At 43.9% G+C, this 19029-nt stretch carries 14 protein-coding genes and 2 pseudogenes; 9 read left to right on the top strand and 7 right to left on the bottom strand.

The annotated features are described in order from the left end of the window. Positions 1–69: 69 nt before the first annotated feature. Positions 70–942: a manganese transporter MneS gene (gene mneS / locus LWH95_RS07420; RefSeq protein WP_133488799.1), complete on the bottom strand. Its 873-nt coding sequence runs from the start codon at positions 940–942 to the stop codon at positions 70–72. A 412-nt stretch (positions 943–1354) separates the two neighbouring features. Between mneS and gabP the strand changes: the two genes are divergently transcribed. The 6 genes and pseudogenes from gabP (at position 1355) to LWH95_RS07390 (ending at position 6586) form a co-directional block, all read left to right on the top strand. Next, positions 1355–2764 carry a GABA permease gene (gene gabP, locus LWH95_RS07415; protein WP_004397738.1) on the top strand — a complete coding sequence of 470 codons (1410 nt, stop codon included), beginning with the start codon at positions 1355–1357 and terminating at the stop codon, positions 2762–2764. A gap of 152 nt (positions 2765–2916) precedes the next feature. Further along, on the top strand, positions 2917–4458 hold the full coding sequence (gene cotA / locus LWH95_RS07410; RefSeq protein ID WP_232919245.1) for an outer spore coat copper-dependent laccase CotA: 1542 nt from the start codon (positions 2917–2919) through the stop codon (positions 4456–4458). A gap of 98 nt (positions 4459–4556) precedes the next feature. After that, positions 4557–5045, top strand: a pseudogene (locus LWH95_RS07405) (DUF4003 family protein); the annotation flags it as partial. Positions 5046–5133: 88 nt separating this feature from the next. Continuing rightward, a complete protein-coding gene (locus LWH95_RS07400) occupies positions 5134–5949 on the top strand; it encodes an alpha/beta fold hydrolase (RefSeq protein WP_133488798.1) in 816 nt (271 codons plus the stop codon). Positions 5950–6031: 82 nt separating this feature from the next. Further along, positions 6032–6241 (top strand): cold-shock protein, encoded by a 210-nt coding sequence (locus LWH95_RS07395; RefSeq protein WP_003234008.1) that lies wholly within the window; start codon positions 6032–6034, stop codon positions 6239–6241. 188 nt (positions 6242–6429) lie between these two features. Continuing rightward, positions 6430–6586, top strand: a pseudogene (locus LWH95_RS07390) (hypothetical protein). A 33-nt stretch (positions 6587–6619) separates the two neighbouring features. On the opposite strand, the gene LWH95_RS07385 reads toward LWH95_RS07390, so the two are convergent. Together LWH95_RS07385 and walM are read right to left on the bottom strand one after the other, a co-directional pair. Beyond that, the gene (locus LWH95_RS07385) at positions 6620–7663 is read right to left on the bottom strand and encodes a hypothetical protein (protein WP_232919244.1); all 1044 of its coding nucleotides are present in this window, start codon (positions 7661–7663) and stop codon (positions 6620–6622) included. Between the two features lie 65 nt (positions 7664–7728). Then, positions 7729–8100, bottom strand: a complete 372-nt coding sequence (walM, locus tag LWH95_RS07380; RefSeq protein WP_232919243.1) for an RlpA-like double-psi beta-barrel domain-containing protein — start codon at positions 8098–8100, stop codon at positions 7729–7731. A gap of 437 nt (positions 8101–8537) precedes the next feature. On the opposite strand from walM, the gene bdhA reads away from it, so the two are divergent. Beyond that, complete coding sequence (bdhA, locus tag LWH95_RS07375; protein ID WP_004397748.1) at positions 8538–9578, top strand: (R,R)-butanediol dehydrogenase; 1041 nt, start codon at positions 8538–8540, stop codon at positions 9576–9578. A 48-nt stretch (positions 9579–9626) separates the two neighbouring features. Here bdhA and iolT read toward each other — a convergent pair whose 3' ends face one another. Further along, positions 9627–11048 carry a myo-inositol transporter IolT gene (gene iolT / locus LWH95_RS07370; RefSeq protein WP_004397750.1) on the bottom strand — a complete coding sequence of 474 codons (1422 nt, stop codon included), beginning with the start codon at positions 11046–11048 and terminating at the stop codon, positions 9627–9629. A gap of 609 nt (positions 11049–11657) precedes the next feature. Between iolT and LWH95_RS07365 the strand changes: the two genes are divergently transcribed. Then, positions 11658–12653 carry a potassium channel family protein gene (locus tag LWH95_RS07365; protein WP_225516241.1) on the top strand — a complete coding sequence of 332 codons (996 nt, stop codon included), beginning with the start codon at positions 11658–11660 and terminating at the stop codon, positions 12651–12653. 61 nt (positions 12654–12714) lie between these two features. Here the strand turns inward: LWH95_RS07365 and LWH95_RS07360 are convergent, their stop codons facing one another. The 3 genes from LWH95_RS07360 to gutB form a co-directional block, all read right to left on the bottom strand. After that, positions 12715–13677: a carbohydrate kinase family protein gene (locus LWH95_RS07360; protein ID WP_232919242.1), complete on the bottom strand. Its 963-nt coding sequence runs from the start codon at positions 13675–13677 to the stop codon at positions 12715–12717. Positions 13678–13778: 101 nt separating this feature from the next. After that, the gene (locus LWH95_RS07355) at positions 13779–15155 is read right to left on the bottom strand and encodes an MFS transporter (RefSeq protein WP_232919349.1); all 1377 of its coding nucleotides are present in this window, start codon (positions 15153–15155) and stop codon (positions 13779–13781) included. A 73-nt stretch (positions 15156–15228) separates the two neighbouring features. Then, positions 15229–16290 carry a sorbitol dehydrogenase gene (gutB, locus tag LWH95_RS07350; protein WP_232919241.1) on the bottom strand — a complete coding sequence of 354 codons (1062 nt, stop codon included), beginning with the start codon at positions 16288–16290 and terminating at the stop codon, positions 15229–15231. A 203-nt stretch (positions 16291–16493) separates the two neighbouring features. On the opposite strand from gutB, the gene LWH95_RS07345 reads away from it, so the two are divergent. Further along, entirely contained in the window at positions 16494–18995 is a 2502-nt protein-coding gene (locus LWH95_RS07345) for a tetratricopeptide repeat protein (RefSeq protein WP_232919240.1), read from the top strand. The last annotated feature ends 34 nt before the right edge of the window (positions 18996–19029 follow it).

The following is a 19029-nucleotide window of genomic DNA, read 5'->3' as shown; positions in this document are numbered from 1 at the left end:
TTCTAGCAAATTGTTTCCAATAAAGCAGGCCAAAACACACAAAAAAGCTTCCTGTGACAGGAAGCTCAATTATTTGCGTTCTAAAGGCTCCATATGAACATGCGAATAATCAATTGCATGCTCCTCCTTCATTCTCCGCTCAATTTCATTGGCAATATCGTGGCTTTCCGTAATATTTAAATCTGCCGATACCTCAACTACCACATCTACGTAAACAGTACTGCCCAAGTATCTCGCTTTAATGTCTTTTAACCGGCTCACTCCGGAGACCTTTTCGATCGTCTGTTTATAAGCCGAAATGTCCTTTACGTCGAAGCCATCTGTCAATGAGTGAGATGATTCTTTAAAAATATCCCATGCCGTTTTACAAATGAGAAGACCGATCACAAACGCCGTCACAGTATCAATCCAAGCAAGGTGGAATTGCGCTGCTATAATTCCGATAAACGTGCCGATACTGACAAACGCATCTGATTTATTATCAGCAGCCGCGGCAAGGAGCGCCTGGCTCTTCACCTTTTTGGCCAGCCTTTTATTGTACTGGTAGACCACAAGCATCAGGGCTGCCCCGCCCGCTGCCGTCCAAGCCGCAATCATATCCGGTGTCTCTTGTTTAGCAGAAAAAATAGATTCTCCGGCGCTGAATAGCACTTGCAGTCCGACAACCATCATAATAAACGATGCGATAAGTGATGCAATTGTTTCCGCACGGAAGTGGCCGTATGGATGATCTTCATCAGGAGGCTTTTGAGAGATACGCAGGCCGATCAGCACAGCAACAGAAGCAATAATGTCAGTTGTGTTATTTAACCCGTCTGCCGTAAGTGCTTCCGAGTGAAAAAGATACCCAATAATCAGCTTCATCGCGGATAGGACAAGATACGCGGCAATACTGACCAGCGCCCCGGATTCTCCCTTTTTCAGTTCATCATATCTCTCCATACAAAACCTCCTCTCCGCACGTGTATTCCTATTATTATGATACAAAGCTGAACCGCAGTGGGTCTACAGAAACATGATTCACCAGCCACAGAAAAATAGTGACGATAGAACACTTTTTCTCTAAACCAATTTATTTTCTCATCTGAAAATCCCTTCAATTTCAATGATGCCAACGCTTCTGGCAACCTTCCATATTTTTAAAATTATACCAAACTGCAAAAATGAATAATTAACGGAACATTTTTTCTTTTATTCCAAGCATATCTGCTGAAAACATCGCCAACAAAACACTACAAATTTGAAATAAGCTGTTATATTTTCTTACACGAATTTTCGACAAACTGTATATTTATGATAGAGTTTCAATTATCATAATATTCAGTAATGACTTCATTCTTAAAGGAGGCAACCTATGAACCAGTCTCAATCAGGATTAAAAAAAGAATTAAAGACCCGCCATATGACAATGATTTCGATCGCCGGCGTGATCGGAGCCGGTCTATTTGTAGGCAGCGGTTCAGTGATTCACTCTACTGGGCCCGGTGCCATTATTTCTTACGCGTTAGCCGGATTATTGGTGATTTTTATCATGAGAATGCTCGGTGAGATGTCTGCCGTAAACCCGACAAGCGGATCGTTTTCTCAATACGCTCACGATGCCATCGGACCGTGGGCAGGATTTACAATCGGATGGCTGTATTGGTTTTTCTGGGTGATTGTGATCGCGATCGAAGCAATCGCCGGCGCAGGCATTATTCAATACTGGTACCAAGATATTCCGCTATGGCTGACAAGTTTGATCTTGACGATCTTGCTCACCCTGACAAATATCTACTCCGTTAAGTCATTCGGTGAGTTCGAATATTGGTTCTCCCTCATTAAAGTTGTTACCATCATCGCTTTTCTAATCGTTGGTTTTGCCTTTATTTTTGGCTTTGCGCCAGGCAGTGAACCAGTCGGTTTATCCAATATTACAGGCAAAGGCGGATTTTTCCCGGAAGGCATCAGCTCCGTATTGCTCGGCATTGTCGTTGTCATTTTTTCCTTTATGGGAACAGAAATTGTTGCCATTGCAGCGGGAGAAACATCCAATCCGATCGAATCCGTGACAAAAGCGACCCGATCCGTTGTATGGCGCATCATCGTCTTTTATGTTGGCTCTATCGCCGTTGTTGTGGCGCTTTTGCCTTGGAATTCAGCGAATATATTAGAAAGCCCTTTCGTCGCTGTCCTTGAGCATATTGGAGTGCCGGCAGCCGCGCAGATTATGAACTTTATCGTCCTCACAGCCGTACTCTCTTGCCTGAATTCAGGTTTGTACACCACATCCAGAATGCTGTATTCACTCGCAGAAAGAAACGAAGCGCCGCGCCGTTTTATGAAATTGAGCAAAAAAGGCGTTCCCGTACAAGCCATCGTCGCCGGAACCTTTTTCTCTTATATCGCGGTCGTAATGAACTACTTTTCACCGGACACCGTCTTTTTATTCTTAGTCAACTCATCAGGCGCCATTGCTTTGCTCGTCTATCTTGTCATCGCTGTTTCCCAGCTGAGAATGCGAAAAAAACTCGAAAAAACAAACCCGGAAGCATTGAAGATCAAAATGTGGCTCTTTCCTTTCCTAACCTACTTGACCATCATCGCCATCTGCGGAATTTTAGTATCTATGGCGTTTATTGATTCCATGAGAGACGAGCTGCTGCTGACAGGCGTCATCACGGGAATCGTTCTGATTTCTTATCTTGCGTTCAGAAAACGCAAGGTGAGCGAGAAAGCGGCAGCCAAGCCAGTCACACAGCAGCAGCCCGACATTCTGCCTTAATGCTGATCAAATCCTAAACGGCCTGCCGTTTAGGATTTTGTTATTTTCTTCTTCGGGACAGGCAGCGACACACAAATTTTTTTGTAACCATCACGTCCTTATTGTCATTAACTATAGTACCAATTTGGAAAATTTAGATAAGGACGATGAAAATGACACTTGAAAAATTTGCGGATGCTCTCCCAATCCCAGATACACTAAAACCGGTGCAGCAAACAAAAGAAAAGACTTACTACGAAGTCACCATGGAGGAATGCACTCATCAGCTTCACCGCGATCTCCCCCCGACCCGCCTGTGGGGCTACAACGGCTTATTTCCCGGGCCTACCATTGAGGTTAAAAGAAACGAAAACGTTTATGTGAAATGGATGAACAACCTTCCGTCAGAGCATTTTCTTCCGATCGACCACACCATTCATCATAGTGACAGCCAGCATGAAGAGCCCGAGGTAAAGACTGTCGTTCATTTACATGGAGGCGTCACGCCTGATGATAGTGACGGGTATCCGGAGGCCTGGTTTTCCAAAGACTTTGAACAAACAGGCCCTTATTTTAAACGAGAGGTTTATCATTATCCGAATCAGCAACGCGGTGCTATTTTGTGGTATCACGATCACGCCATGGCGCTGACCAGGCTGAATGTCTATGCCGGACTTGTCGGCGCTTATATTATTCACGATCCAAAGGAAAAACGCTTAAAGCTGCCTTCCGGCGAATACGACGTGCCGCTTCTGATCACGGACCGCACGATCAATGAGGACGGTTCTTTGTTTTATCCAAGCGGGCCTGAAAACCCTTCCCCGTCACTGCCTAACCCATCAATCGTTCCGGCTTTTTGCGGAGAAACCATACTCGTCAACGGGAAGGTATGGCCATACTTGGAGGTCGAACCGAGGAAATACCGCTTCCGTGTCATCAACGCCTCTAATACGAGAACCTATAACCTGTCACTCGATAATGGTGGAGAATTTATTCAGATCGGTTCAGACGGAGGGCTCCTGCCTCGTTCTGTTAAACTGAACTCTTTTAGTCTTGCGCCTGCTGAGCGTTATGATATCATCATTGACTTCACAGCCTATGAAGGACAATCGATCATTTTGGCAAACAGCGAAGGCTGCGGCGGTGACGTCAATCCCGAAACAGATGCGAATGTCATGCAATTCAGAGTCACAAAGCCATTGCAACAAAAAGACGAAAGCAGAAAGCCGAAGTACCTCGCCTCATACCCTTCAGTGCAGAATGAAAGAATACAAAACATCAGAACACTGAAACTGGCAGGCACTCAGGACGAATACGGCAGACCCGTCCTTCTTCTCAATAACAAACGCTGGCACGATCCTGTTACAGAAGCACCAAAAGCCGGCACAACTGAAATATGGTCCATCATCAACCCGACACGCGGAACACATCCAATCCACCTGCATCTGGTCTCCTTCCGTGTATTAGACCGGCGTCCGTTTGATATCGCACGTTATCAAGAAAGAGGGGAATTGTCCTATACCGGCCCGGCTGTTCCGCCGCCTCCAAGTGAAAAGGGGTGGAAAGACACCATTCAAGCTCACGCCGGTGAAGTCCTGAGAATCGCCGTGACATTCGGGCCGTACAGTGGACGATACGTATGGCACTGCCATATTCTCGAGCATGAAGACTATGACATGATGAGACCGATGGATATAACAGATCCCCGTAAATAACCCGACAAACTTGCCTCTTGCAGGCAAGTTTTTTCTTTATGAAACTTTTGGCCCCATTTATCGTATAACGTAAAAACAGCAAAAAGGAGCTGCTTTTTATGCTGACAAACGACCTAAAAGAAAAAACAAAGCGATACATTTCCATTTATGCCGAATTAAAATCAAAATTAAAATGGAAAGTTTCACACGATCAGATATTAATGCTCATTTCTTCTGCATATATTGTGAATAAAAGAGAGTTTGATTTTCAGCGCTTTTATGATTTGAGCAGCTATATCAAATCAAACATCGGCAGCTTCTCAACACTCAATTCACACCACCGCTTTACTGTTGCTTCCATTCTGGACATTCATTTTCAGCAGGAAGCCAAACAAGCATTCCTTACTTTTATTGACAGATACAATGAGATGGTGAGGCTTGGATACAAACGGGACATTTTCACTTACCTTTCCGCCCTTATCATACTCACCGGCAAGTCCGAAGCGATCAATCAAAAAGAACAGATGAACATGGGGCTCTCTGTTTATCAGCAGATGAAAAAACATCACTATTTCCTCACGTCAACTCAAAATGTCCCGCTTGCCATTCAGGCACAGCAGGCAGCCGCGACAGCTGTCATCGTCAGTTCAACAGCAGCCAGTCATTCTCAAGACGGAAACTAGAGGAGGAGTAAAAATGCCCTACATCACATTAGAAGATCAGACACGACTGTACTATGAAACGCACGGGAGCGGTACACCGATCCTGTTTATACACGGAGTGCTGATGAGCGGACAATTTTTCCACAAACAGTTCTCAGCACTCTCTGCCAATTATCAGTGTATTCGTCTCGATCTTAGAGGACACGGCGAATCCGACAAAGTCCTGCACGGACACACCATTTCCCAATATGCCCGTGACGTAAGGGAATTTCTAAAAGCAATGGAGCTTGACCGTACCGTGCTTGCCGGCTGGTCAATGGGTGCTTTTGTCGTATGGGATTATCTCAATCAATTTGGGAATGATAACATACAAGCCGCTGTCATTATTGATCAATCAGCTTCCGACTACCAATGGGAGGGCTGGGAACACGGTCCGTTTAATTTTGACGGTTTAAAAACGGCGATGCACGCCATTCAGACTGAACCGCTGCCATTCTACGAGAGCTTCATCCATAATATGTTCGCAGAACCGCCTGCCGAGACAGAAACAGAATGGATGCTGGCAGAAATCCTCAAACAGCCGGCTGCGATTTCAAGTACGATTTTATTTAACCAAACGGCTGCTGATTACCGCGGCACCCTTCAAAACATCAATGTGCCGACATTGCTGTGCTTCGGGGAAGACCGCAAATTTTTCTCTACAGCTGCTGGAGAACACTTGCATGACCTCATTCCAAATTCGACGCTCGTCACCTTTTCAAAAAGCAGCCATTGCCCGTTTTTAGAAGAACCGGACGCTTTTAACAGCACACTCCTCTCCTTCTTAGATGGACTGATTGGAAAGTCATAAAGAAAAAGGAATTAGGAGATTAGGGAAAAGTATGAGACAATAAGAAATGTGCAGTAAAATACATGAGGGAAGAAGTGACTTTATGTCTTACTATAACAAACGTAATCAAGAACCGCTGCCTAAAGAAGATGTGAGTACTTGGGAATGCACAAAAGAAGACTGTAACGGCTGGACCCGAAAAAACTTCGCCAGCAGTGACACGCCATTGTGCCCTTTGTGCGGAAGTAAAATGGTCGACGGCATCCGTTCATTAGTGAATCTCCAAAACAACAGCCAAACGAAAACAAGCTAGCTCTTCCCTATAATAAATGCAGTCTCCTGCAAGCAAACAATCCCCGAACGGAGACGCAGATTCTATATCCAGAATGAAGGCCTCTCATTGCAAGAGGCCGCAGATTAGAAAGAAGCCCAAAACTGTAAATGTTTAGGGCTTTTTATTTTTTCGTTATGGTATAATATGGATGCAGAAGGGGTGATAACGTGATCACAAACCAGCAGCAAAAAGACCTAAAAAAAGGCTACGTTCAAAAAGCTGAACCTTGCAATCAACTCTTATGTTGAACTTCTGTTTTTGTCGATACCTCTTATCCATCTCTTTAAATGGCTCGGATCATTAGCCCTGCACCTCGTCCATTAAAAAAACCACTCAGCCCATGCCGAGTGGTTTTTATTAGTTGATGACAGAAAAGCTGTTGATGATGCCGTTCGGATTTTCCCACACTTTTTTGAACGTCTTATTTTCAAGGTTATAGGAATAAATCGTCCGCACCTTGGCTTCACGCCCTGTTTCATCCTTCAGTTTTTTAGCCCCCTCGGCTTCGGCAAGAAAATAAATGTTCTTTCCATCCTTAGAGAACTGCGGCTGTGCGTCCATTAACAGCTTAAATGATTTTTGATTTGAAATGATGTTTTCATATTTTTTCGTGTCCGCATTCAACATCTGAATAGAAGCGGTTTGCTCCGTGCCTTTTTGTGTATATGATGTAAACAATATACGTTTATCATCATCAGAAACAGCAATATCGCTGATAAACTGGTCAAGGCTCTTCAGCTCATCAAATTTGTTTTGATGGCCTGCAGCAAAATGAATCGTTGTCGGTTCAGGATCGATCCCTTTTTCGTTCGCTTCATCTGTTTTCTTGTAGTCTTCTTCTACAGAATAATGAAGCAATGCAAATGAATCTGTTTTTTTGTTATAAAAGAAGCTGCTGACGCTGTCATCCTGATCATTCGCGGCAGGATAAAGGTTTTTATACTTCTTTGTTTTCAGATCAAAGGATGCGATCCGGAAATTGCTTTCGTCCGCTTTTCCTAAACGGAAATAGATGGTTGAACGGTCCTTTGATAAAAACAGGCTGTCGGCACTCTCCGCACCTTTATAGAGCATCGTCTTTTTATTAGACTTTAGATCCAGCTTAAAAAGCCTCATTTCATTTTGATCATTATTGCCTGTATAATAGAGCACCTGCTGCTTTTGATCCAAGGCAAATGCGGGATAGCTGGTTAGCTTCTCCTCATGAATCACCTTATCATTTTCATAATACTTCGTCAGCAGATCGGTATTCGTAATCGAAACAAGCAGCTTATCACCGCTTTCCGTATTTACTGAAACATCAGCGCTCTCATGGCCTTTATCCTTTACAATATAAAACGCAAAAACCGCCGCTGCGGCTGCTATCACGATAGTTAACAATAATATGATTCTTTTTTTCATCTTTTATCTCCACCAATAGAAAAAGCAAGAATGTGACTTCTTGCTTTACAGATTATATATGTAGATTAATAGCTGTAATGTCCCGCTACTTTTCCTTTGCTTAATGGGTATCCAAGCGCTTTAAACGCTTTAGGGCTTACATCCAGGACTGCATTAGGCATTCTGCCAACATCATTTTTGTAAATCGTAATCACCTTTTTAGGTTTCGCTTTTGCATAAGCTCTGATTTTTGTCCCGTTTCTAGGAACATCAAATCCGATCTTGGTCGCACAATCCCAATGTCCAAGTTTTTTACCTGAAGAGCCTTTTTTCCCGACTCCATTATACCAAGTAATATTTCCGTTCACATGTTTCGCACTGGCATCTGATGAAAAACTCAAAGCTCCCAAAGTACTTCCTACTAAGATAAAAGCGGCTAAAATGACTTTCTTCAACATTTCGTCCCCCTGTTTGTTAACATCTAGGAAAATTATACACGATGAACCAGGATTTTTTTATTTCAATATCCTTACAGTAATGTTACAAAGTCAAAAAAGTGATCCCTGCTAAAATAAACCATGGAAGATTATCCTATTATAATTGCAGTGTTAGCGTTATAATTGTTGATAGAGTAGTTGTCGCATTCAATATGAACGAACCATTACCGTATTGTTCAAACCAAATTCATAGCTATGTAAACGATTCATACTCTCATATAAAGAAAAAAGAGTGTGCGAGACTCTTTTTTCTTGAAAATTTCTTTTTTCAAAAAAACGTAGATTATATTATATAAAAGTTTCATTTCTTTTTTGGTTTTAAAAATGGCGATTTTGTGAACAGTTCATATTGACCGATGCGGAATTACTCATATCAAAAGATATAGGAGTGGTAATCCATGAAGGCAGCAAGATGGCATAACCAAAAGGATATCCGTATTGAAAATATCGAAGAGCCAAAAACAGAGCCGGGAAAAGTAAAGATCAAAGTCAAATGGTGCGGCATCTGCGGCAGTGATTTACATGAGTATCTGGGCGGCCCGATCTTTATTCCGGTTGACAAACCGCATCCATTAACGAATGAAACAGCACCTGTCACCATGGGCCATGAATTCTCCGGTGAAGTTGTTGAAGTTGGAGAAGGCGTTGAAAACTATAAAGCGGGAGACCGCGTCGTAGTCGAACCGATTTTTGCGACACACGGCCACCAGGGTGCTTACAACCTTGATGAACAAATGGGATTCCTTGGCTTAGCCGGCGGAGGCGGCGGTTTCTCTGAATACGTCTCTGTAGATGAAGAGCTGTTGTTCAAGCTTCCTGATGAATTATCATATGAACAAGGTGCGCTCGTTGAGCCTTCTGCGGTCGCTTTATATGCTGTCCGCTCAAGCAAAATCAAAGCCGGCGACAAAGCGGCTGTATTCGGCTGCGGCCCGATCGGACTTCTTGTGATTGAAGCGCTGAAGGCTGCTGGTGCGACTGATATTTACGCTGTTGAGCTTTCACCTGAACGCCAGCAAAAAGCTGAGGAGCTTGGAGCCATCATCGTTGATCCGTCCAAAACAGACGATGTAGTCGCTGAGATTGCAGAGCGTACCGGCGGCGGTGTTGACGTATCATTCGAAGTCACAGGCGTTCCAGTTGTATTACGGCAAGCGATCCAATCCACTACAATTGCCGGTGAAACAGTCATCGTCAGCATTTGGGAAAAAGGCGCTGAAATCCACCCGAACGATATCGTAATCAAAGAACGTACAGTAAAAGGAATTATCGGATACCGCGACATCTTCCCGGCTGTATTGTCATTAATGAAAGAAGGCTATTTCTCAGCTGACAAACTCGTAACGAAAAAAATCGTGTTAGACGATTTGATCGAGGAAGGCTTCGGGTCTCTTATTAAAGAGAAAAACCAAGTCAAAATCCTTGTCAGACCTAACTAATTTGAAACTAAAAAGAATCCGCGCCCGTATGCGGATTCTTTTTTTATCTTATCCAATCACTTCAGCGCCAGACTCTTTCTTCGCCTCGCCGCGATCATAAGCGCGGAAGTTATCCTCCAGCTGCTCAAGCGAAAGCCCTTTTGTCTCCGGTAAAAACTTCTTCACAAACAGGACAGAGCAAATGCCTAATCCAACGAAGATAAAGAACGTTGTGGACAGGCCAATGGCGGCCAGCAATATCGGGAAAGTGAAACTGACTGCAAAATTCACCATCCACAGACAGAATACCGTGACGCCCATTCCCAGACCGCGAAGGCGAAGCGGGAAAATCTCAGAAAGCATCAGCCACGTCACTGGTGAAATTGCCCCCTGCTGGAAAGCAAGGAATGTAACCGTTAATGACAGGACCACATATGGAAGTGCCGGTGATCCTTCGAGTATAAGTGAGAATATCCCGATCAGCAATAATGCCGTTGTCGTACCGATCAAGCCTGTCATCAGCATCGGCCGGCGGCCTACTCTCCCTAACAGCCAGATTCCAACGAATGTTGCCAATACCGAGATCACGCCATTCGCGATATTTCCGATTAAAGCGGCTTCCGTTTGAAAACCAGAATCTCTTAAAATTTCAGTCCCATAATACATAATCGAGTTTACACCTGTAATTTGCTGTACAATCGCAATCCCGATTCCAATGAACACAATCCGGCGCACCCATGGGACTGAAAGATCTTTAAACGTCGCTTTTTCAAGCTTATCTTCTTTTTTGAAAGCGAATTCAATTTCTTGCAGCTCAGATGCAGCCCGCTTTTCATCCCTGATTTTTTTCAATACCCGCAAAGCATCTTCTTTTCTCCCTTTAGAAACGAGCCAGCGAGGACTCTCAGGCATTCTGATCATGCCGAAAAACAGGAATACGGCTGGAAGCGACGCGATGACCAGCATAAATCTCCACACATGGGAGTTGTCTCCCATTGTTGTTCCAAGGATTGCATTAAAAACAAAGGCCAAAAGCTGTCCTGATACAATCATCAATTCATTCTGCGTCACCATCCGCCCCCTGCTTTCCACAGGAGACATCTCCGCTAAATAGGCAGGAACCGTAACTGATGCACCACCGACTGCAATGCCAAGCACAAAACGGGAAATAATCATGACCGTTACATTTGGAGCAAACGTACACCCGATCGTTGAAATGAAAAATATAACAGCGAGGAACAAAATATTTTTGCGGCGGCCATTAAAATCAGACATCCTGCCGCCAAACACAGCACCGAGCGCGGCTCCAAAAAGAAGTGAACTGGTGACAAGCCCCTCTGTGAAGGCATTGAGGTTAAGCTGGTCTGGCTCTCCCATATACGGCAAAGCTCCATTGAGCACGCCGGTATCATAACCGAAGAGGAGACCGCCGAAAGTCGAGACTAAAATAATTGTACGTAAAAATGACATTTGATTGCCTTGTTTATTCATACTGTTTCCCCCAGTCTTTTTCAAAATCGGTCAATGCGTATTTCAAAAACTTATTCTAGGGCTGCTGCCTTCCTCACATGTCGTAAGCAGGCTGCAGAAAAAAGTTCATCATGTTTTTCTCCAATGGCCTCATAACCTTCCCTTCTTCTTAGCATGGCAGTTCTCTTGGAAGCGATTTCATTTTCCGCTAAAAAAACAGTGGGTATTTCTTTGCACATATACTTCATAACTTGTTATTTTATAGTCACTTCATAGTTCTATTGTAGTGATATCATAGTGATATTTTTGTTACATCTGATATTATCATAATTATAAAAACGTTTTCAGTCAATATAAATTTCTGAAAATTTTTTACTCAATAAAAGCAAAATGACCAATTCAAGGGGAAAATGAACTTTTTTCTTCATAAAAATGTGGAAATCAAGTCAAAATTCCTGTGAGTTTCTGTTCATCTGCTCATATCGACAAAATGAGTAAGTTTTGAGTAACTTCTCCTATCTTTTCTGCAATGACTTTCTTATCAAACATCCGAACAATTGTTTCAGAATCGAGACAAAAGGAAATAGAAAAGGAAAATAAATGATGGCTGGCTTAGGGGAGGCAACAAAATTGAATGAGGTATATGTCATTGCAGGCCTTATATTGTTGACAGCGGGAATGATTGATTTTTTATGGACTACATTATGGTTAGAGAGCGGTGCAGGCCCCATCACAAGATGTCTGTCTGCATGGCTGTGGAAAGGCTGCCGCAAAATCAGCGGAGACCATGCAAAGGTTCTCAGCACGGCAGGTCCTCTGCTGTTATGCCTAACGTTAGTGATATGGATCAGTTTATTTTGGAGCGGGTGGGTTTTGATTTTCTCGAGTGACCCTCATTCACTCGTCGGAACTCAATCGAAAGAACCGGCATCCTGGCCAGATCGAATTTATTTTACCGGCTATGTCATGTTTACATTAGGAAATGGCGACCTCGCTCCGAACGGAGACCTCTGGAAGCTTGTCACTGTCCTTGAAACAGCTCAAGGCCTTCTTACCATCACATTTTCTGTCACGTATTTAATTTCCGTCTTGAGTGCGGTGAATCAAAAGCGGTCATTTGCCCAAAGTGTATTAAGTCTTGGGCATGACGGAACAGAAATTGTCCAGACTGCATGGAACGGCAAGGATTTTCACGACATTGATTTCCTTCTTATCACATTCTCATCAGAGCTGGGTAAGCTGACCGCTCAGCATAACGCCTTCCCTATCCTTCATTTTTACCATAGCACGCAGCGTGAGGAATCATCCGTTATAGCTGTCACCGTATTGGATGAAGCATTAACCATTTTGAAATACGGCATTCCTGATCAATATCAGCCGAACCAGCTTCACATCAAAGAAACGCGGTCAAGTATCAAAAACTACTTGGATACCGTCCATACAGCCTATATCCATCCGGCTGAACAAGCACCGCCGGAACCAGATATCACAAAGCTTCAAGAATCAGGCATACCAACTTTATCAAAGCAAACATTCCAAACTGCCATCAATTATTTAAAGGAACGGCGTCAATTACTGCTGGGAATTATCCAAGCCGGTGCCCGAAAATGGCCTGAACGAGAGTAGGCAAACAAAAAAAGGATGCTTCCCAAAAGTCCAAAGACTTTCAAGAAACATCCCCGATGTTTTATAGAGTAACTTCAATTTCTTTCATGCTGGGCAGTGCATCAATCGCTCCAATTTTAGTGCACACAAGAGCTCCCACCTTATTGGCAAATGACACAATCTCACGGAGCTTCGCAAAATCAGCATCTACAGATTGAATCTGATCCGTGTTTGCCAATTGAAATAAAGCCGCGCCGACGAAAGCATCTCCCGCCCCTGTTGAGTCGATTGATGTCACCGGAATGCTTGGAATGATTTCACGATCTTTTCCATTCGAAAGAAGAGTCCCGCTTTTCCCAAGTGTCACAGCGACAATTTTAGCTCCGATCTCATGAAGGATCGCAACGCCCTCTTCATGATCCTTCGCACCACTGATAATCTCAAGCTCCTCGTCACTGACTTTCACAAAATCACTTAAAGCAATCGCTCTTTTTGCGACACTTACAAACTCTGAAACCCTTCCCTTCCATAAATCCTCACGATAGTTAGGGTCAAACGAAATAAACTGCCCATTTTCTTTTGCAATCGAGATAAGCCGTAAATAGGCTGAGCAAAACGGATCTGATAACAATGCCGTTGCAGAGCCGAAATGAAGGATTTTCGCTTCGTTTAGTTTTTCCTGGTCAATATCCTCCAGCGTAAACAAAGCGTCCGCGCCTCTATTAAAAACAAAATCGCGCTCCCCATTTTGTTTTAACGAAACAAAAGCAAGCGTTGTAGGCGCTTTCTCATCCATGACCAACATAGAGGTATCGACCTGTACAGCATCCAATGTTTGCTTTAGAAAATACCCAAACGGATCCTTGCCTACTTTTCCGCTAAAAGCGGCGTCTCCGCCCAGCTTGGCAATGGCTGCTGACACATTCGCCGGTGCACCGCCGGCACTTTTTAAGAAATTGCGTCCTTCCATTAAATCAACATCAACATCGGTACAAAAGAAGTCGATCAACAATTCTCCAATACAAACAACAGAATGACTACGCATATTATCACACTCATTTATAAAGTCTAGATTACAGTCTCAGTATATTACTTTCTCCTATAAATACAACCGTTTACATCGAATATTAAAAATTTTACATATATTTATCTCGCAGACCTCTGCTCCAGCTCTGAAATGATTTGCTTATATCTTTTTTCAGTTAAAGGGTAGAAGGCAATGAGAATAATAGAAAGCAAAATGAATAATCCCGGAATTAAAGCATTCATATTTTTAATCGCATTCAATGACGTGACTGTCTGGTCTGCATTCGCGACATACCCGGCAATCCCTAAATAAATGGCCGAAAATGACCCGGCTAACGCAACACCCAGCTTATTAATAAAGCTCATGCTGGAAATGACCACACCATCCGCGCGAACTCCGGTTTTCCATTCTGCATAATCGACACAATCCGCAACCATTCCCCAAGCAAGCGTATTTAAAGGCGTTGTGAAAAATCCGGAAACAAAAAGCCAAATAAAAATGAGTGTAATAGAAGAATACGGCGTGAAATGCAGGCCGGCATAAGAAATAAGCGATAGACCTGCCGTGATGATCATGACTTGTTTTCTGCCCCACTTCTCAGAAAAGAAAGGGATAAACAAATTGCTGATCAGCGCTGCTCCGAAAAATAAAACGGTTCCCAAAAATACAAATTCTTTATGGTTTACGTTATACGTAAAATAGTACACCATCGTGCTGAGCTTAATATTAAACCCGATTGCAAAAGCCAAAAATGATGAAATTAACATAAGCAAAGGTTTGTTTCGGAATAAAACGGATAACGTCTTTTTAATCCCTTGTTTTTTTCTCTTTTTTGGCTGAATCCGCTCCCGCACAGTAAAGAAACTGAATAGATTCAAAACGATGCTGACCGCCGCATAGATAAGCGCTGTCATCTGAAATCCAAACGCCTGATTCTCTCCTCCGATAGCAGTTGCAAGCGGTGTCGCACAGGAAATAGATAAAAGAATGCCGATATACACCAAAATCATCCGGGTTGTTGTCAGAACCGTTCGTTCCTCCACAGAATTCGTCATCCGCCCCGTTAAGCTGTTCACCGGAATCGTTTGCATACTAAAGGACATCCCAAGCAGAATATAGGTGATGTACGCATATACCATATTCCCCGTCTCACCGAAATGAGGCGTCGTGAAACATAAAAAGGTAAAAAGCGCAAAAGGGAATGCCACCCACAACAGATATGGCCTTGCCTTTCCCCACCTTGTGTTCGTTTTGTCTAAAATCAATCCCATAATCGGGTCAAAAATAGCATCCAGCACCCGTACAACAAGAAACAAAGTGGCGATCACCGCAGGCTGAATGCCGCCGACGTCTGTATAATAGAATAATAAGTATGCGTTTACAAACTGAAAGACAATATTATACGACATATCACCGAAACCATATCCGATTCGTTCAAACCAGGACAGACCGTGATGCTTCGCCTTCAATGTCGTGACTTTTTCTGTTTCAATCATCATTTCCCACCCCAAGAATCCGTTTTCATTTCCAGTAAACAAGAGGGAGAATACAAAGACCCTCCCTGTTCACTCAGCGATTTGGATACACCATCACTTTTAAACATTCATTCTTAAATTGAAGCGCCCGCTCCATCGCCTCTTGCGTCTGCTCCAGCGAATATTGGTCGGTTACAAGATGCTTCGTGTCCACAATGCCGGAAGCGAGAAATTCGATTCCCTTTGGATACGTATTGGCATAACGGAAGATCCCGTAGATATCAATCTCATTGTCCGCAATAAACGGCACATTGAGCGGAATCTCGTTCTGAGAAGGCAAACCGACAATCGCCAGTTTCCCGCCCCGACGCACAGAAGCCAGTGCGGATTGCAATGCCGCTGGATTCCCCGCTGTTTCCCAAGCAACATCAACGCCTCTATCATTCGTGATCGTTTTAATCTCTTCAAGCGCGTCCTGTTCACGGATATTGATGACATGAGTTGCTCCCATTTTTTTCGCAGCTTCTAACCGCAGCGGCTCTAAGTCGGTCACAATAATTGTGCCTGCCCCAAACGCTTTAGCTGCCGCAACAGCCATTAACCCCACAGGGCCCATTCCCATAATCGCAATCGTTGATCCCGGCTGAAGCTTTGTTCTCGCCGCTGCATGAATGCCGACAGAAAACGGTTCAATCAAAGCCGCATCTTCATAGGAAAGTGAGTCTGGGATCAAAAAAACGAAGTCCTGACGCATTTTGATATATTGAACAAACGCGCCATCTACCGGCGGTGTAGCCAAAAACTGTACATCCGGACAAAGGTTATAGCGTCCTTCCTTGCACGCCTCACAACGTCCGCACGTGACACCCGGTTCAACAGCGACGCGGTCTCCCACCTTAAATCGATCGACAGATGATCCAACAGCGGCAATTTCTCCCGCGCATTCATGGCCAAGGATAAATGGTTTTTCCACTACATAGTTGCCTATTCTGCCATTTGTATAGTAATGAAGATCCGATCCGCAAATTCCGACAGCCATCACCTTAATCAACACTTCATCATGATTGATGTCAGGCACAGGCAATGTTTCGATTTTGATCTCTCTTGTGTCGTGCATAACAGCCGCTTTCATGTTTTGAGGTACTGTGTGAGTCATTTGGCAAATTCCTTTCTTTAGAAAATAAAATGTAAGTGCATACATTTTTGTTTTCTCTGTTACTGCCCTCATTTTATCTGCTTTTCAGCACGTTCAACAGCCTTTCCTGCTGTATAAAAGGACAGCCGCACTGTACTTTACTATTTTCTCATATACAAAAAACGCTGGATTGATAAAATAGTACTAATAGGAGGTGCAGGCTTATGGCTGAACTTGAAAACCGGAAACAATTTGCACAACTGCTGGCACCTGGCGTCAAATCACTAAAACTTCATCCTGATTATAAAGTCAGAAGGAAAAAGAATGAAAAGACAGGACATTCTTATATAGATAAAATCGCACTCCAGCTGGGGGTCTCCTCTAACACGATCAAAAGCTGGATCGGACAGATGGGTGCAAACTATATTCCCGGAAGAATTGACGACGGAAAACTTTTCGGAATGATTTGGATCATTCTCGAAAAGACCGACTTGGATATCGAGTGGCTGACTGACCTGCTGGAAACCACCACCATCCCAGTCATCAAACCCGCATTGCCTGTATGGGCGGCGTCTTGTTTAAAAAAAGCGAAAACGCTGCGAAAGGACGGGTCATTCGGAGCTCCCAATGATGACGATATAGAAAAAGCAGTAAAGCGGCTTTTTCATGACAGACCTAACCAAGAAACGAATGCGCTTACAGAACAGCCTATCACCCATAACCTACCGTCACGCTGGTCAGGATACTTTATTGGACGCAGCTTTGATATGGAAGCGATACGGCAATGGATGCTTTCTCCGTCACCAGTCTGTTTAATCACCGGCTGGGCCGGTATGGGTAAAACCACAATCGCTCTTGAAGCCGCCTATTCCTGTGTCGGCAATTCTTCAGATTGGCCGGCATTCAACAGCATCATCTGGGTCAGCGACGATTGGAAAGGTTTAAGCTTTAGCGATTTTTTAAATACGATCGCCTATCAGCTCGGACGCGCTGAACAAATCGATAAATCAATCAATGAAAAACGATTCGTCGTCCGCAATGCGTTAGCCAATTACACAAGAGAAAAACCGGTACTGCTGATCGTTGACAGCATTGATACCGCAGAACGTGACATTCACGAATTTATCACCAGCCTTCCACAAGGCGTAAAAGTTCTCCTTACAGCGCGGGAAAATGTAAAGCAAACCTATCGAGAAAGCTTCGGAGAAATGACAGCCATTCAGCTGAGCGGCCTTGACCAAACAGATGCCCTTGATTTTTTTCAGCAAGAAGTGCACCGCTGCTTACAAACATGCAACCTTCCACATAAACGGGAAAAGCTGGAGCAGCTGTTCCATCTATCGTCTGAACTGAAGAACGAATTCATTTCAGCAACTGCCGGAAACCCGAAAGCCATGGCACTCAGCATCGCCTATATGTCAGACGATGACATTCCCGCTCAGCAGCTGATTCATGAACTTGGAAAAGCGGGCTACTCACTGCTGGAATTGTTTGAGCTCCTCTTTGGCCGCACCTGGGAAAGATGCAACGAAGATACGCGAAAGCTATGGCAGGCACTTTGCTTTTTCAGCAAGCCGCCGGATGATAAAAGCCTAGCGGCAGCGGCCGGATTAGACGCCCGCCGTTTTCATTACGCTATGGAACAAATGCGGTCATATGCCCTGATTCAGCCGGAACGAAGCGAGGGAAGGACACAATACTTAGCGCATCAAACCGTTGTCGCTTACGGAGAACAGCACTTGTCCGAACAGCATGAATATGAAAAAGAAGCCCGCAGCCGCTGGGCTCACTATTATATTGATTATGCCGAAACCCATTTAAAACGGGAACAGCCCAACTCTATCTATTGGAGCTACCTTCTGGGACGGAATTTAGATCAAATGAAAAAAGAATGGCCAAACATCTTAAAGGTCATCCAATGGACAAGTGAAACCGGACAAAAAGAAACCCTAATCGAACTCATCACCCGCATCAGCCATTTTCTAAGCAGAATCAACCTGCCCCTGCGAATCGAATACGGACGCAAAGCCGCCGATGCCGCCCACCAATTAGGCCAACACACACGAGAAGCATTCTTCCGAATCGACACAGCAGGCTGGGCACTGATGGAAGTCAATGATTTAGATGGGGCGCTTCAGCAAATTGAAGCTGGATTGAGGATTCTGGAACAATCAGACGCAGAAGATCTCGATGCCCACGATTTAAACGTATGGGGTCACGCACTGCAAGCAAGGCTGTTTTTAAAAGCCGGGCAACATGAAAAAGCAGAGACCATTTTAAACGAAATCGAAGATCAACCAATTTCTTCTACCATTCAACACAGAGTTCTATTGGTTCGCGGAGACTTAAGCTTTGCGAGAGGCCATCATGAAGAAGCCATTCAACTATACGAAGCGGCAAATGAAATCAGCTCCACGTACGGCGGCGAAAAAACGATAGAAGCCTATTTCAATCTGGGTGTCGCTTACGTGAAATGTGGTCAATTTGAAAAAGCGGAAGAAGCCTTTGAGCAAATGCTCTACGACAAACATAACGCCAATCAAGTTGAACTGATCTACTATCACTACGGAATGGCGCAGCTGTTGTACCGTAAAGGAGAAAAAACGAAAGCGATGGAAGCTAATCAGAAAGCGATTCGTTTGATTGATTCGTGGGAGCCTGCGATTGGGATTCGGGGTGAGGTGGAAGAACTGGCAATGGTGATTAAAGAAAAGTACTCAAAGTAGTTCTGTCAGCAATCTCACTCAGTTTCTTTACTAT

Origin of the sequence: Bacillus sp. G16 (genome assembly GCF_021282335.1) — a bacterium.
GTDB classification, from domain to species: domain Bacteria; phylum Bacillota; class Bacilli; order Bacillales; family Bacillaceae; genus Bacillus; species Bacillus inaquosorum.
The sequence above is the reverse complement of the archived record's forward strand: the minus strand, read 5'-3'. Positions and strand labels throughout refer to the sequence as shown.